This is a genomic window from Pantoea sp. BAV 3049 (genome assembly GCF_009765445.1).
Lineage (GTDB): Bacteria > Pseudomonadota > Gammaproteobacteria > Enterobacterales > Enterobacteriaceae > Erwinia.
The window spans coordinates 2,221,241-2,238,095 of sequence record NZ_WHOY01000031.1; the positions used below are offsets into that span (position 1 = coordinate 2,221,241).

Sequence of the window (16,855 nt, forward strand, 5' to 3'; positions counted from 1 at the left end):
TCCGTCATGAATTCATCAGCCTCCGGTAACGCTCGCGCAGCCGATGGCGCAGTGCCATCGCCAGCAGGTTCAGCGCCAGAATAATCGTCACCAGCAGCAGCGCCGTGGCAAAGACCAGCGGGCGATCGGCCTGAGTATTTGGACTCTGGAAGGCCAGATCGTAAATCTGAAAGCCAAGGTGCATAAATTTACGGTCAAGGTGCAGATAAGGAAAGACCGCATCCACCGGCAGTTCCGGCACCATTTTCACCACTCCCACCAGCATCAACGGCGCGGTTTCCCCTGCGGCACGGGCTACCGCGAGGATCAGGCCAGTCAGCATTGCCGGAATGGCCAGGGGCAGCGTCACGTGCCACAGCGTTTCTGCCTGAGTGGCACCCAGCGCCAGCGATCCCTGGCGTAACGACTTCGGAATACGCGACAACCCCTCTTCCGTGGCAACAATCACCACCGGCAATGTCAGCAAAGCCAGAGTCAGCGAGGCCCAAAGCAGGCCCGGCGTGCCAAAAGTCGGGTCCGGCAGAGAGTCAGCAAAAAACAGTTTGTCCAGGCTTCCACCAACCAGCCAGACAAAGAAGCCCAGGCCAAACACGCCATAAACGATGGAGGGCACCCCGGCAAGATTCACCACCGCAATCCTCACCAGCCGGGTGATCAGGCCGTTACCGGCATATTCATGCAGCCAGATTGCAGCCACAACGCCCAGCGGCATCACCACTACGGACATCAGCAATACCATCAGCACAGTGCCGAAAATGGCAGGGAACACGCCACCATCGCCTGAACTGTCGCCGGGAGAATCACTGACAAAATGCCACAGCTGATGCAGAAAATGCTGCCACTTCTCGCCCGTACTCATGGCGTTGGGATACCAGGCCGCGAGGATCTGACTTAGAGGCAACTGATGCTGCTGGCCCTGAGCATCGCGCAGGATCAGCACGGTGCTTTCACTTTCGCTGTTCAGTCCGGACAGTTGATCTGCCTTGCGGGCAAACTGACGCTGGAGCTCAGCACTGTCCGCCTGATGAATGGATTCGGCCTGAGCCGTGTACTGTTTTGACTGTTGCAGCTGCCGCTGCTGAAGCGCCAGTTGCTCCAGCTCGCTGTTCAGCCGGGCCATGCTCACCCGCCGGATGTTGTCCGCCTGTGCCTGACGTTCACGGGTTTGTTTAATGCGCTGCTGCAAAGCCCGCATCATATTGCTGGCAACCAGCGGCTGACCATTTTCCAGCAACCCATCAAACCAGCCATAAGCCATACCGCCGCTGCGGCGTTGCAGGGCAATCACCTCGCCCGGCTGTTCGCGACCGGTAATTTCGCTGTCGATAACGGTATGAAAATCCGCCTCAGAGAAATCACGATTACCGGTTTTAATCAGATATCTTGTGACGTTTTCCGGCAGGTTAGCGGGCAGCTCAGCTCCACTGGCCACCAACTGCTGACGGGAAACGGTCTGCTGCTGAGCAATCTCACCCAGCAGCTTTGTTGAACCGACGGGCTGCTGCACGGTAAACAGAGTGACCGGCTGCGGCCAGAAGTAGCGCAGCCCCTGCCAGCCCAATAGCACTATCAACAGCAGAAAAGCCAGCAAGCTGACAGCCACGGCTCCGGCAGTCAGCCAGCGCCAGCGATCGTTGTTCCTGACGGCATTCATCCCTGAACCTCCTGCTGCCCGTATCGCTGCCGCAGACGCTGGCGGACCAGCTCGGCCAGCGTGTTCACCACCAGCGTAAACACCAGCAGCACCAGAGCACTGAGGAACAGGATGCGGTAGTGAGCACTTCCTGCTGCCGCCTCTGGCATCTCAATCGCCACATTGGCAGCCAGGCTTCGCACGCCCTGAAGCAAACCGCCTTCCGTCACCGGCGTGTTACCGGTCGCCATCAGCACAATCATGGTTTCGCCCAGCGCACGGCCAAAACCAATCATCAGTGCGGCAAAAATCCCTGCGGAAGCTCCAGGCAGTACCACGCGAGTGAGCGTTTGCCAGGGCGTGGCACCCAGCGCCAGCGAGCCTTGCCCCAGTGAGGCAGGCACGCTGAAGATGGCATCTTCCGCGAGGGTGAAAACCAGCGGCACCAGCGCAAAGCCCATCGCTACCCCGGCGATCAACAGGTTACGCTGCTGATAGCCTCCGCTCAGCCTGTCTGCCAGCCCCTGACCAAACAGGCTGTGTTCCAGCAGCGGGATCAACCATAAGCTCAGCCCTCCGGCCAGTAGCAAAAGCGGCAGCAGAATCCAGCTTTCACGCCCTTCGCCGCACAGCCGCTTGCGCCATTTCAGCGGCAGCTTCAGGGATGCCCAGCCACACAGCAGAAGAGTGGCGGCCAGGATCAGCGGCAGTAAAAGCACGCCAGGCAGCCGATCCGCCAGCTGCGGTGCCAGCCAGAGCCCGGCAATCAGCCCTATCACCACGCTGGGCAGCGCGCCCATCATTTCAATCGCGGGTTTGACCCAGCGGCGCAGCCCCGGCGACATAAACCAGGCCGTGTACATCGCGGCAGCCAGCGCCAGTGGCGTGGCAAAAAGCATCGCCAGACCCGCAGCTTTTAGCGTCCCCACCACCACAGGCACCAGGCTGTACTTACCCTGATAGTCATCGTTGGCGGCAGTGGACTGCCAGACATAGTCTGGCTGAGGGTAGTTTTCATACCAGACTTTTTGCAGCAGATTACGCCAGCTGATATCCGGCCACGGATTTGACAAATTATAATGCTGCCAGCGTCCTGCGCGCTCCACCAGCAGCCCATCGCCGCGCGGTGCAAAGACCGCGTTGAGTACGCCTGGCGCCAGCTGGCGGGAAAAAATAACGCCGTCCTGCTTACTGGCAAACAACGCCAGTTCACCGTCAGGGCTGAGGGTGGCAAAGACCCGGCGATGTGCCTCAGTAAACAGTCGGGAACGGACATCCGCACCGGTAAAATAGCGAATGAATTTCAGATGTGGGCCGGTTTCACTGGCGATATCAAACCACTGAGACACGCCTTTATCATCGCCAATCAACAGAGAACTCCCGCCACTGAGCAGGGAAATGGAGCGAGGCGGCTGCGATAATGTATGCGTATCGCGCAGGACCAGACCGTTGCTGGTCAGACGCCACACCCGCAGAATATTGCCGGAAAGACCGAACAACAGGCGACCATCCGGGGCCAGCAGCAGCTGGCTGAGATCCTTTACTGGCAGGCCAAGGCTGAGAGTCGGTTGTCCGTGCTGCAGCCGTGAAACCGTCACCTGCATAGCGCTGGCCTGCGCAACCAGCCAGTTATCCTCATCCGGATGGGCCAGGCTGACCAGCTTCGCGGCGGGATCAGAAACCGTCAGCGGCCGATCGCCAAGCGGAAACTTCCAGCGCGGCTCTTTACCCGTCTGGCTGAAATCCGCGGTCACCAGCACCAGCCCGGCAGCGCTTTTCAGCAACACGCTGCTATTATCTGATGTGGAGTAAGCGCTGACTTCCCCATGCGCCAGGGGGAAAGGAGCAGAAGGCGGCTGCGCGTCCAGCGGAATAAAACTCCCCTGGCCCTGATTGTCGATACGCCATCCCCACTGCTGCTTTGGGTCAATGCCAATCGCCACGGCTGGCCGGGTCTGCCATAACGCAATCTCATTATTGCTGCTGATCGAGGGTGAAGCGAACAGCGGCACCACCACCCACACCAGCCAGACAAACAGCAACAGCATCACCAGCAGGATTGCCAGCCCGCAAGCCATCACCAGACGACGGGTGAGCCGGTCAGTAAACTGACGGCGCCGATCGTTAAATTGTGCGGGGATGGGGTTTGGGGTCATGCTTTTTATCGTTTTCCGGTGTGCTGAGAAGTCGCTATGTTGCCCGTATGTGGTTAATAAGACAATCAACAATGTCCGTGGACATTGCTGCCATACTCTCGCCATAATGCTACGGGACAATGACCGGTTTCGGGCAGGATCTGCTTAAACGGAGTAAAAATGGGTCAGGAAAAGCTGTATATCGAGAAAGAGTTAAGCTGGTTATCGTTCAATGAACGAGTTTTACAGGAAGCAGCGGACAAAACGAACCCGCTGATTGAGCGTATGCGCTTTCTGGGTATCTACTCCAATAATCTGGAAGAATTCTACAAAGTCCGCTTCGCGGATCTGAAGCGCCGCATTCTGATTGGCGAAGAGCAGGGTTCCCCCAATACACCGCGCCATCTGTTAAATAAAATCCAGACTCGCGTACTGAAAGCTGACCAGGAATTTGACAGTCTGTACAACGATCTGCTGCTGGAAATGGCGCGCAATCAGATCTTCCTGATTAACGAGCGTCAGCTTTCCCCCAATCAGCAAAGCTGGCTGCGCCACCACTTCAAACATCACCTCCGTCAGCACATCACCCCGATTCTGATCAATCACGATACCGATTTGATCGAGTTTCTGAAGGATGACTACACCTATCTGGCAGTAGAAATCATCCGTGGTGATGAGATCAGCTACGCGCTGCTGGAAATTCCTTCGGACAAGGTTCCGCGCTTTGTGAACCTGCCACCGGAGACACCACGCCGTCGCAAGCCAATGATTTTACTAGATAACATTCTGCGCTACTGCCTGGGGGATATTTTCCGTGGCTTCTTTGATTACGATGCGCTTAACGCCTATTCAATGAAGATGACCCGTGACGCAGAATATGATCTGGTCACCGAGATGGAATCCAGCCTGCTGGAGCTGATGTCTTCCAGCCTGAAGCAGCGCCTGACGGCCGAGCCGGTGCGCTTTGTTTATCAGCGCGATATGCCGGATGCGATGGTGGAGATGCTGAGTAAAAAGCTGAACATCACCAACTATGACTCCATCGTGCCGGGCGGCCGTTACCATAACTTCAAAGACTTCATCAGCTTCCCGAACGTCGGCAAAGCCAACCTGGTCAACAAGCCGCTGCCGCAGCTGCGCCACATCTGGTTCGACCGCTTCCGTAATGGTTTTGATGCCATCCGTAATCGCGACGTGCTGCTCTATTATCCGTACCACACTTTTGAGCACGTGCTTGAGCTGCTTCGTCAGGCTTCGTTTGACCCGGCTGTGCTGGCGATCAAAATCAACATTTACCGCGTGGCGAAGAACTCCCGCATTATCGATGCGATGATCCATGCGGCCTACAACGGCAAGAAAGTCACCGTAGTGGTGGAGCTGCAGGCCCGCTTCGATGAAGAAGCGAATATTCACTGGGCGAAACGGCTGACCGAAGCGGGTGTGCACGTTATCTTCTCCGCGCCCGGGCTGAAAATTCACGCCAAGCTGTTCCTGATTTCGCGACGTGAGAACGGCGAAATTGCCCGTTATGCGCATATCGGTACCGGTAACTTCAACGAGAAAACCGCGCGGATTTACACCGACTATTCGCTGCTGACTGCGGATGCGCGCATCACCAATGAAGTGCGCCGCGTCTTTAACTTCATTGAAAACCCTTACCGCCCGGTCAGTTTTGAACACCTGATGGTGTCGCCGCAAAACTCACGTCAGATGCTGTATCAGCTGATCGACAATGAGATTGCCAACGCGCAAAACGGCGTCCCGGCGGCCATCACGCTGAAGGTGAACAACCTGGTGGACAAAGGGCTGGTCGATCGGCTGTATACCGCCAGCAGCGTCGGCGTGAAGGTCAATCTGCTAATTCGTGGCATGTGCTCGCTGATCCCCGACCTGGAAGGTATCAGTGAAAATATCCGCGTGATTAGCATCGTTGACCGCTACCTGGAGCACGATCGCGTCTATATTTTTGAAAACGGCGGCGATAAAAAAGTGTTCCTCTCTTCCGCAGACTGGATGACCCGCAATATCGATTACCGTATTGAAGTGGCCGTCTCAATTCTTGACCCGATTCTGAAACAACGGGTGCTGGATATTATTGGCATCCTGTTGAGTGATACGCTTAAGGCGCGCTACGTAGATAAAGAACTCAGTAACCGTTACGTTCCCCGCGGCAACCGCCGTAAGGTCCGCGCGCAGCTGGCTATCTACGATTACATCAAAACTCTGGAGCAACCTGACTAACTCACTATGCCAATATCCCAGAAAAATACCCCCAAACCGCAGGAATTCGCTGCTATCGATTTGGGCTCAAACAGTTTTCACATGGTGATTGCCCGCGTGGTCGATGGTGCCATGCAGGTGCTCGGCAGATTGAAACAGCGCGTGCACCTGGCCGATGGCCTGGACCACAATAATGTATTGAGTGAAGAAGCCATCGAGCGCGGGCTGAATTGCCTGGCGCTGTTCGCAGAGCGTCTGCAGGGTTTCAGCCCGGCCAACGTCACCATCGTGGGCACGCATACCCTGCGCCAGGCCGTTAACGCCGAAGAGTTTCTGCAGCGCGCGGCCACTGTCATCCCCTACCCGATTGAAGTGATTTCCGGTCATGAAGAAGCGCGCCTGATCTTTATGGGCGTCGAGCACACGCAGCCGGAGAAAGGCCGCAAGCTGGTGATCGATATCGGTGGCGGTTCTACCGAGATGGTGATTGGCGAGGATTTTGAACCCCGCCTGGTGGAAAGTCGCCGGATGGGCTGCGTCAGCTTTGCCAATATCTACTTCCCCGGCAAAATGATCAGCAAGGAAAACTTCCGCCGCGCCCGCCTGGCCGCCGCGCAAAAGCTGGAAACCATGGCATGGCAGTATCGCCTGATGGGCTGGCAGTATGCGCTTGGCGCTTCCGGCACTATCAAAGCGGCCTGCGAAGTGCTGCTGGCAATGGGTGAGAAGGAAAAACTGATCACTCCGGAGCGTCTGGAGATGCTTGTTGAAGAGGCGCTCAAATATAAATCCTTTGATTCCCTCAGCCTGCCGGGTCTTTCAGATGAACGCAAAGCGGTCTTCGTACCGGGTCTGGCCATTATCTGCGGCGTGTTTGACGCGCTGGCTATCCGCGAACTGCGCCTGTCAGATGGTGCGCTGCGTGAAGGGGTTCTGTATGAGATGGAAGGTCGCTTCCGCCATCAGGATATCCGCAGCCGCACCGCTCAGAGCCTTGCCAATCACTACGCTATCGACAGCGATCAGGCAAAGCGAGTACTGGAAACCACTGAGCAACTCTACCTGCAGTGGCGCGACCAGAATCCCAGGCAGGCCAATCCGCAGCTTTCAGCGCTGCTGAAGTGGGCGGCGATGCTGCATGAAGTGGGACTGACCATCAACCACAGCGGGCTACAGCGCCACTCGTCTTATATCCTGCAAAACACCAATTTGCCGGGCTTTAATCAGGATCAACAAACGCTGCTGGCGACGCTGGTACGCTTCCACCGTAAAGCGGTGAAGGTTGATGAAATGCCCCGCCTGACGCTGTTCAAGAAGAAACAGTTTTTGCCGCTGGTGTTTCTGCTGCGCCTTGGCGCGTTGCTGAATAACCAGCGTCAGGCCACCACCACGCCTTCTTCGCTGAAACTGGAAACCGATGACGGCCACTGGACGCTGACGTTTCCCCGCGATTACTTTAGCCAGAACAACCTGGTCCAGTTGGATCTGGAACGTGAACAGAGCTACTGGAAAGAGGTGACCGGCTGGCAGTTAATGATTCAGGAAGAGCCCGGCGAATGAACAGCAAGGCAGACAGTTATTACACTGAGAAATACCAGCTTACCGCTCCCCACTCCGAAGTGGTGGAAGCAGTTAGCCTGATGGAGCCCGGTCGGGCGTTAGATTTGGGGTGCGGCAATGGCCGCAACTCCCTGTATCTTAACCTGAAAGGCTTCGACGTCACCGCGTGGGATCGCAGTGCGCCGAGCCTGGCAAACCTGAATCAGATCATCACTGGGGAAGGGCTGACCGGGATCCGCACCGCAGAGAAGGATCTCAACGATTTGCGATTTAACGGAGCTTACGAGCTGGTGATTTCAACCGTCGTAATGATGTTTCTGCAACCGGAAACCATTCCTCAACTGATAGCCGATATGCAGGCCAGTACGGTGCGTGGGGGCTACAACCTGATTGTGGCGGCCATGGATACCGAAGATTATCCCTGCAACGTCGGCTTCCCGTTCGCGTTCAAATCGGGAGAGCTGAGCGGATACTATCGTCGCTGGCATATCCTGAAGTATAACGAGCACGTGGGCCACCTGCACCGTACGGATGAGCACGGCAACCGGATTGCCCTGCGCTTTGCCACCCTGCTGGCGCAAAAAGAGCAGGTCAAAGATTAGTTGCCGCTTCAGCCTCTGAGGCTGTCCCCCTCTCTTCAATATTGTCAGCCACCGCCTGCAGAGGGCGTGGCTGGCTGTACAGCGGCCCCTGCAAATAGTCCACCCCCAGACGCCGCAGCAGGTCATCCTCTTCTGCTGACTCCACGCATTTGGCGAGAATTTGCATCTTCTTCAGCCTGGCGATGACGCAGGTCGACTCGATAATCTGATAATCCAGGCTGTTGTGGATCATGTTTTGCACGAAGCTACCGTCTATTTTCAGCATGTCGACCTGCACTTCTTTCAGTCTGGCATAGCTGGCATAGCCGCTGCCAAAGTCGTCAATCGCCACACGGCAACCGAGATTACGTAACTGGGCAATAGAGCGGTTACCCCAGCTGTAGTCGGTAAGAATGGGCGACTCTTCCACTTCAAAAATCAGCTGCCAGGCTTCAACATTATGCTCGCGCAGTAACTCTTCCACCTCCCGAGCCAGCTGCGGGCGGCAAAGGCTCGCCGCAAAGAGATTGATGGAAAAACGCAGCCCTGGCAGAGTTTCCCGATGGGCATCGATGAACGCCAGCGTTTGCGCCAGCACCCAGCGATCCACATCCCAGTGCAGGCCGAATTCATTGACCACCAGATGCAGCAACCCTGGTTTGACTTTCTCACCCTGACTGTCCTTCATTCTCAGCAAGATTTCGTAGTAATCATCGCCGCGCACGCCGCAAATTTGTTGCACCATTAGCTCGAAGCCATCGGTTTTCAGCGCCTGTTGAATATCATTCAGCAGGGAGATTTTTTGCGTCACCAGGCTCTGTACCGGGGAGCTGGAGCTTTGATGCAGGCTTTCCACCACCCCGCTGGTCAGCGAGACTTCAGCCATCCCGCTCATTTCGCCCAGCAACTCATAAAGATGTAAGACCGGTGGCCGCACGCTGCAGTAGCTCAGGCCCACCTGCGGATGGATCGGTAATCCCTCCCAGCTCAGGTGGTAATCTTTCAATCGTGCGGCGATGTTTTCAATTCTTTCCAGATGCCCCTCTTCATCCAGTCGCATCACCAGATCGAATCCCGGCAGCTGATAGACGTCTTCACCGGGTAACAGGTCGGGTTTGAGATGGCTGGCCAGACTGCGCTTGTACTGGATCCTCAGCCGCAGACCATAAGTGCGGCTCAGACGGTCAAGATCGGGAATACTCAAAAAACAGAGCGTGGAACGTGGACTTCGTTCCAGAGCAATGCCCAGCGCCCGTAAATTAGGCATGTTCATAACCGGATCGTTTAACGCGGCGGCTTTTGCCAGAGCCAGGATCTGCCGCTGGCGCGTGCTGATAGCAGACATAATCAGTATCGTCAGGCTGAATACCAGCAGGTTCGCCGACATGACCGCAAGATGATAAGGATCGGTAACAGCCTGCAGAAAGCGATCGCGCATCTGATAAAGAACCATCAGCAACATCGCCCAACTGAACGAGGTGAACAGATAGCCAAATCGTACCGCAGCCCATAGCATAACCGGCAGGAGCAGCGGCAAACCATAATCAGTACTCAGCAGGTTCTTTTTCGACCCATCAAACTGCGCCAGCACCAGCAACAGAAAAACCACCAGCACAATCCAGAGCAGATATTCCAGATTTTTCACCTCCGGAGAGGCCTGCCGCAGAATGCGATGATAGCCGAGACGAATAAACCCCGGATTACGCAGGCAGCGGATAAACTGGTAGCAAATCGGCAACATGGTCAGGCACGAAAGCAGCAATGACTGAAGATTGAGCAGCGAATGCAGGGACAAAAAATCGCGGGAAAATATCGAGTGGGTCAATGGCAGAAGCCCCATCGATGCCATTAACTGCATGGAAGAAGTGAACAATGCCGGCACCACAAACACCAGCCAGAACAGGCGACAGGGGATCAGACGCAAATCCACCAGCTCCACGCTCCAGCGGCGACCCGCCTGTAACCGATAACCCGTCCAGCCGCACAGCAGCGAACCAACAAATCCACAGACAATAATAAGCGCATGAGGTGGCGCATAACGGTGGAAATAGTACGCTGACAGCCCGAGAATAATGCCAGGAAAAGCCCCCCAGTCATAAACCAGTAGCATCGCGATCATCATCGCCATCGGCAGGTAAATCAGATAGACGTAACCATCCAGTACCCAGAGCCGCACAGACACCATTGTGGCAATGGGCATCATTAACAGAGGGAGCAGTAACGCCAATCCCCAGGGATTATTGCAAAAACGGCTAAGCCAGGGTGAGATTTTCATGATACTCGTTCAGGTTTTGGGCTGAGTCCGCCCGGGCAACAGCAGGTATTCAGGTATCGCTGCACTGGATATTGCGCAATACTAGGCATAATTCCGGGGGTGAATTTGATCTAAATCAATAACTGCGGATTTTTTCTTACCTGTATCTCTGCGGTTTAGATAACAACAGGCTTTCGGGTTATATTCTGTCGATGCTGTTTATCACCCCGGAGGCGATGCGTTGCCCGTTCGCGTTGACCCGCCGGATAAGCTGTGACTAAATGGCATTGTCGCCTTCGGGCTTACTTCAGGATAAATTGCGTGAATCGCGCCATGCCATTCAGAAAACGTCAGAAAACCAGCCGGATGACCCGCATTGTGTTGCTGGTCAGCTTTATCATCTTAGTGGGCCGATTAATTTATGTTGTCCCCGGTGCTATTGCTCATCATCAGCAGAAAAAACAGGATGTTGCAGTCCCCACCTCCGTAACTAAATAGTGAGGGATTGTGGTGCCTCACCCTGGGAAGCTGCCTGAAAAAATGCAACTTATCCTCTCTTTATGCCTGATTTAGACAATACTTACTTCATCGCCTGCCTTTTGCCAGACACAAGGGAATTTTTATGTCTGTAGCTCAGTCTCATACTCAGCAACTTGCTGAAATCCGAAGCCGTATTCTGAACTTATTACTTAATGATGGCGATCTGGTCGACACGTTGCTGCATCGCCCTTTAAAAGAGAGCGATGCGGAAGCTAAAGCGCATGAGGAGCAGGCGGAGGAGATAAAACAGTATATCTCCCTGCTCCATGCGGCTGACCTTGCTGATCTGCTGGAAGCCCTGCCGGAAGATGAACGCCTGGCCTTGTGGCACCTGGTTGGTACCGAACGTCGCGGGATGGTGCTGGTTGAGGCCTCAGAAAGCGTATGGGAAAGCCTGATCGAAGAGATGAGCGACCGCGACTTACTGCGCGCCCTTGAACCACTGGACATTGATGACCAGGTTTATCTCTCCCAATATCTGTCGCGTGATTTAACGGGTCGCCTGCTGACGTCTTTGGAACCCGGCCAGCGTTCTCGCGTGCTGGAGGTGATGGATTTTGACCGCGATCGCGTGGGTCGCATTATGGACTTCAAGCTGGTGACCATGCACGCAGACGTGACCCTGGCGACCGTCCAGCGCTATCTGAGACGCCAAAAGTCGATCCCTGAAGGCACCGACAAACTGTTTATCACCGATGAAAACAATACACTGCTGGGTGAACTTGCCCTGACGGATATCCTGCTGAATAAGCCCAAAAAACTGGTCGCGGAGGTGATGAACGCCAAACCCACCACGTTCCGCATTGATGATAAGGCTGAAGATGCCGCCGGGGCTTTTGAGCGTTATAACCTGATTTCTGCTGCCGTCATTGATGCCAAAGGCAAATTGATGGGCCGCGTGACCATTGAAGACGTGGTTGACCTGGTCAATGAAGAGAACGACAGCAACATCCGTAAAATGGGTGGTGTGAACCCTGATGAGGATGTGTTTGCACCGGTCAGAAAAGCGGTGCGTACCCGCTGGACCTGGCTGGCAATCAACCTCTGCACCGCTTTTGTGGCTTCCAGGGTTATTGGCCTGTTTGAAGACACCATTTCGCAGCTGGTTGCGCTGGCGACGTTAATGCCTATCGTCGCGGGTATTGGCGGTAACACCGGCAACCAGACCATCACCATGATTGTGCGCGCGCTGGCGCTGCACCAGGTCGAACCCGGTAACTTCTCGTTCCTGATTGCCCGTGAGCTGGGCGTGGCACTGATTAACGGCCTGTGCTGGGGCGGAATTATGGGTGGCGTGACCTGGGCGATGTATGGCAACCCGGCGCTGGGCGGCGTGATGATGCTGGCAATGGTCCTGAACCTGCTGTTGGCGGCATTAATGGGCGTGCTGATCCCGTTGATTATGACCAAACTGAAACGCGATCCCGCGGTAGGCTCCAGCGTGCTGATCACCGCCCTGACCGATACCGGCGGCTTCTTTATCTTCCTCGGCCTGGCAACTCTTTTCCTGTTGCATCACTGAGGTTGACAGCTGTACAGAAGGCGGTCGTGGCCGCCTTTTTTATTGTTAATACCCTGAGTTCAGGCAGATGTTATTCGCCATTAATCAGTTTCATTGCCAGATCGGGGCTGAATATGCCCGCAGCTGGCCCTCCGTGACAATCAGCCGTGGGTGAACTGCCGCCGTCGGAATTACCCGGAGTTTTAATCCACGCGGCAAGAGCGTACCCGAAGAGAACGCCGGTGGCAGCCCCAATTTTACGCCCCGGAGGATTACACCAGTCGCCCGCATTGGCACCATTACCATTCCGGCTGGTGTCGATAATAATCGATTTGCTGTAGCCGTAATTTGATGACAACGCAGCAATCACGCTGTTGCCATAGTCGATTGATTGCTGCGTGGTGTAATAATTGGACACGTTCAGCGCGAAGCCCCGCGCATTTTTCACGTTAGCATCGTTCAGGCTTTTCGCCATCGTTGCTGCCGCTATCCAGTTTGCATGACCCGCATCGAGATAAACTTCTGTGGCCGTGGCTTTGCTCTGAATACGGGAAACCGCATAGCTCAGTAAACTCAGGCGTTCAGTTTGCTGATTGGCCGTCAGGCAGCTGATATCCGCCAGCGCATCCGGCTCCAGCACAACCACCGCCTGATGCGTTGACAGGCCACTAACGAAATTATCAATCCATTGTTGATAGGCTGCTGCATCGCTCGCGCCACCTGCTGAAGCGCCGCCGGTACAATCGCGATGAGGAATGTTATAAGCCACCAGCAGCGGTATTTTACCGGCATTGCTGGCTGCCGTGACGTAAGCACTGACAGTAGTCTTTAATGCGTTATCAGCCTGGCTGGTGCCGCTGAACCAGTGAGCAGTGGGAACATCAGCAATTTTGGCTTTAATGGTGGCAGCGCGGGAATCGGAGGGGTTATTTTTAACCCACACAGCAGCGTTGGATTTCGGGTTCACATAATAGCCCTCAGCGGCTGAAGCCTGAGCAGTGAACAGGGTGAAAATCACGCCGGCACAGCAAAGAAGTTTTTTCAATTTACTCTCTCCATAAGCAGATAATCGTCACTTTTCGCCAGATGGGCATATTTTTGTACGGCGGTTTTCAGTCAGCAATATGATGGCGACAAAGATTCTGTCTTATTTCAGCCATAAAAAAACCGCCCTCACAGGCGGTTTTTTGATTTGTGGGGAAAAAGTTATTCCCACTCAATCGTCGCTGGCGGTTTACCGGAAATATCGTAAACCACGCGGGAGATCCCGTCGATTTCATTAATAATGCGGTTAGAAACGCGGCCCAGGAATTCATAAGGCAGGTGCGCCCAGTGCGCGGTCATAAAGTCGATGGTTTCCACGGCACGCAGTGAAACAACCCAGTCGTATTTACGGCCATCGCCCATCACGCCTACCGAACGCACTGGCAGGAACACGGTGAAGGCCTGGCTGACTTTATTGTAGAGATCCGCTTTGTGCAGCTCTTCGATAAAGATCGCATCGGCACGGCGCAGCAGGTCACAGTACTCTTTCTTCACTTCGCCCAGCACGCGCACGCCCAGACCAGGTCCAGGGAAGGGGTGACGGTAAAGCATGTTGTACGGCAGACCCAGCTCCAGACCGATTTTGCGCACTTCATCTTTGAACAGCTCTTTCAGCGGCTCAACCAGACCCAGCTTCATCTCCTTCGGCAGACCGCCCACGTTGTGGTGCGATTTGATCACATGAGCTTTACCGGTGGCAGAGGCCGCGGATTCGATCACGTCAGGATAGATGGTGCCCTGAGCCAGCCAGGAAACGTCGGTCAGACGAGTGGCCTGTTCATCGAACACTTCCACAAACACACGACCAATAGTTTTGCGCTTCGCTTCCGGCTCATCAATACCGGCCAGCGCGTCAAGGAAGCGGGCTTCCGCCGCCACGTGGACGATGTTCAGGCCGAAGTGGTCGCCAAACATCTCCATCACCTGCTCTGCTTCATTCAGACGCAGCAGGCCGTTATCGACGAAGACGCAGGTCAGGCGGTCGCCGATAGCGCGGTGCAACAGCATTGCGGTCACGGAAGAGTCCACGCCGCCAGACAGGCCAAGGATCACTTTGTCGTTACCAATCTGCTCACGCAGGCGCTCAACGGCATCTTCGATAATCTTTGCAGGCGTCCACAGCGCTTCACACTGGCAAATATCGCGCACGAAGCGCTCCAGCAGGCGCAGGCCCTGATGGGTGTGAGTCACTTCCGGGTGGAACTGCACGCCATAAAAACGTTTTTCTTCGTTGGCCATAATGGCGAACGGGCAGCTGTCGGTGCTGGCAACGGTCACGAAGTCCGCCGGAATAGCCGTCACTTTGTCGCCGTGGCTCATCCACACGTCCAGCAGAGGCTTGCCAGCCGCGCTGAGGGAATCTTCAATGCCACGGGTCAGCGCGCTGTCTATCGCCACTTCAACCTGCGCATAACCGAATTCACGCTCGCTGGAGCCTTCGACCTTGCCGCCCAGCTGCAGTGCCATGGTCTGCATGCCATAACACACGCCAAACACCGGCACACCGGCCGTGAACACGTACTCAGGGGCACGCGGGCTGTTATGCTCGGTGGTACTTTCCGGGCCACCGGAAAGAATAATGCCGTTCGGGTTGAACTGGCGGATCTGCTCTTCGGTGACGTCCCACGCCCACAGTTCACAATAAACGCCCAGTTCACGCACGCGACGTGCCACCAGCTGCGTATACTGCGAGCCGAAATCAAGGATCAGTATGCGATGTTTATGAATATTTTCCGTCGTCATTGGGCTATTCCAGGGCGATAAACAAATTCAGAGATTAGGATTAAAACGCCCGGCAGAGCCGGGCGGTGTGTCAGGGGTTATCAGGAACCCATGCGGTAGTTCGGGGACTCTTTAGTGATGGTCACGTCGTGGACGTGGCTTTCCGAAATACCGGCGCCGCTGATGCGGACAAATTCCGCTTTGGTGCGCAGGTCGTCGATAGTACCACAGCCGGTCAGACCCATACAGGAGCGCAGGCCGCCCATTTGCTGGTGAACGATCTCTTTCAGGCGGCCTTTGTAAGCCACGCGCCCTTCAATCCCTTCCGGCACCAGCTTGTCAGCGGCGTTATCTGTCTGGAAGTAACGGTCAGAGGAGCCTTTGGACATCGCGCCCAGAGAACCCATACCACGGTAAGATTTGAATGAACGCCCCTGGTACAGTTCGATTTCGCCAGGGGATTCTTCAGTCCCGGCCAGCATGGAGCCGACCATGACCGCCGAAGCACCCGCTGCGATTGCTTTTGCGATGTCGCCAGAGAAGCGGATACCACCGTCAGCGATAACCGGGATGCCGGTGCCTTCCAACGCGGCCACCGCGTCTGAAACAGCGGTAATCTGCGGAACACCCACGCCGGTCACGATACGGGTGGTACAGATTGAACCCGGGCCAATGCCCACTTTCACCGCGCTCACGCCAGCTTCAACCAGGGCCAGCGCACCTGCGCCAGTCGCCACGTTACCGCCCACGATCTGCAGGTCAGGATATTTGGCACGGGTTTCACGGATACGTTGCAGAACGCCTTCGGAATGACCATGAGAGGAGTCGATCAGCAGCACGTCAACACCGGCAGCCACCAGCGCATCAACACGCTCTTCGTTGCCCGCACCCGCACCAACAGCAGCACCCACGCGCAGACGGCCATGCTCGTCTTTACAGGCGTTAGGTTTACGTTCAGCTTTCTGGAAATCTTTTACGGTGATCATGCCCAGCAGGTGGAAACTGTCGTCCACTACCAGCGCTTTCTCAACACGCTTTTCGTGCATTTTTTGCAGCACAACTTCACGCGCCTCACCTTCACGCACGGTTACCAGACGCTCTTTCGGAGTCATGACTGCGGAGACAGGCAGGTTCATATCGGTGACGAAGCGCACGTCACGGCCGGTGATGATACCGACCAGCTCGTTATCGCCATTCACTACCGGGTAACCGGCAAAACCGTTACGTTCGGTAAGTCGCTGAACTTCGCTCAGCGCGGTGGTTGGCAGCACGGTCTGCGGATCGGTCACCACGCCACTTTCGTGTTTTTTCACCTTGCGGACTTCTTCCGCCTGGCGCTCGATGGACATGTTTTTGTGGATAAAGCCCAGCCCCCCTTCCTGTGCCAGCGCAATAGCGAGGCCCGCTTCGGTCACGGTATCCATGGCTGCGGAGAGCATAGGGATATTCAGGCGGATAGATTTAGTGAGCTGGGTGCTGAGGTCGGCCGTGTTTGGGAGAACAGTCGAATGAGCAGGAACGAGCAGAACGTCGTCAAATGTCAGGGCTTCTTTAGCGATTCTTAGCATGGCAATATCTCAACCTCAGGGTGAATGAGAACTTGTAAAATATTGCCGCGGCATTATACAGGCCGTAACCGATTGCCTCCAGCTTTATTTATAAAAA

General features: G+C 55.4%; 11 protein-coding genes. 5 read left to right on the forward strand and 6 right to left on the reverse strand.

Features of this window, described 5'->3' with window-relative positions:
* Positions 1-4: 4 nt before the first annotated feature.
* Positions 5-1,654, reverse strand: a complete 1,650-nt coding sequence (gene pstA, locus GSQ70_RS11285) for a phosphate ABC transporter permease PstA (protein ID WP_158782625.1) — start codon at positions 1,652-1,654, stop codon at positions 5-7.
* Entirely contained in the window at positions 1,651-3,789 is a 2,139-nt protein-coding gene (locus tag GSQ70_RS11290; protein ID WP_158782626.1) for an ABC transporter permease subunit, read from the reverse strand. The genes pstA and GSQ70_RS11290 overlap by 4 nt, the downstream gene beginning before the upstream one ends.
* 159 nt (positions 3,790-3,948) lie before the next feature.
* On the opposite strand from GSQ70_RS11290, the gene ppk1 reads away from it, so the two are divergent.
* Genes ppk1 through tehB form a run of 3 tightly spaced genes read left to right on the forward strand, consistent with a single transcriptional unit; the run spans position 3,949 to position 8,150 of the window.
* On the forward strand, positions 3,949-6,009 hold the full coding sequence (gene ppk1, locus GSQ70_RS11295; RefSeq protein ID WP_158782627.1) for a polyphosphate kinase 1: 2,061 nt from the start codon (positions 3,949-3,951) through the stop codon (positions 6,007-6,009).
* Between the two features lie 6 nt (positions 6,010-6,015).
* Complete coding sequence (gene ppx, locus GSQ70_RS11300) at positions 6,016-7,548, forward strand: exopolyphosphatase (RefSeq protein ID WP_158782628.1); 1,533 nt, start codon at positions 6,016-6,018, stop codon at positions 7,546-7,548.
* A complete protein-coding gene (gene tehB / locus GSQ70_RS11305; RefSeq protein WP_158782629.1) occupies positions 7,545-8,150 on the forward strand; it encodes a tellurite resistance methyltransferase TehB in 606 nt (201 codons plus the stop codon). Before ppx ends, tehB begins: the two co-directional genes overlap by 4 nt.
* Here the strand turns inward: tehB and GSQ70_RS11310 are convergent.
* Complete coding sequence (locus GSQ70_RS11310; RefSeq protein ID WP_158782630.1) at positions 8,140-10,404, reverse strand: EAL domain-containing protein; 2,265 nt, start codon at positions 10,402-10,404, stop codon at positions 8,140-8,142. The genes tehB and GSQ70_RS11310 overlap by 11 nt on opposite strands.
* A 300-nt stretch (positions 10,405-10,704) precedes the next feature.
* On the opposite strand from GSQ70_RS11310, the gene GSQ70_RS11315 reads away from it, so the two are divergent.
* A complete protein-coding gene (locus GSQ70_RS11315) occupies positions 10,705-10,881 on the forward strand; it encodes a YfgG family protein (protein WP_158782631.1) in 177 nt (58 codons plus the stop codon).
* A gap of 124 nt (positions 10,882-11,005) precedes the next feature.
* Entirely contained in the window at positions 11,006-12,445 is a 1,440-nt protein-coding gene (mgtE, locus tag GSQ70_RS11320) for a magnesium transporter (RefSeq protein WP_158782632.1), read from the forward strand.
* 70 nt (positions 12,446-12,515) lie between these two features.
* On the opposite strand, the gene GSQ70_RS11325 is transcribed toward mgtE, so the two are convergent.
* From GSQ70_RS11325 to guaB, 3 genes are all read right to left on the reverse strand, one after another.
* Entirely contained in the window at positions 12,516-13,469 is a 954-nt protein-coding gene (locus tag GSQ70_RS11325) for a glycoside hydrolase family 6 protein (RefSeq protein WP_158782633.1), read from the reverse strand.
* Positions 13,470-13,630: 161 nt separating this feature from the next.
* A complete protein-coding gene (gene guaA / locus GSQ70_RS11330) occupies positions 13,631-15,211 on the reverse strand; it encodes a glutamine-hydrolyzing GMP synthase (protein ID WP_158782634.1) in 1,581 nt (526 codons plus the stop codon).
* 80 nt (positions 15,212-15,291) lie between these two features.
* On the reverse strand, positions 15,292-16,758 hold the full coding sequence (guaB, locus tag GSQ70_RS11335) for an IMP dehydrogenase (RefSeq protein WP_158782635.1): 1,467 nt from the start codon (positions 16,756-16,758) through the stop codon (positions 15,292-15,294).
* Between the last annotated feature and the right edge of the window lie 97 nt (positions 16,759-16,855).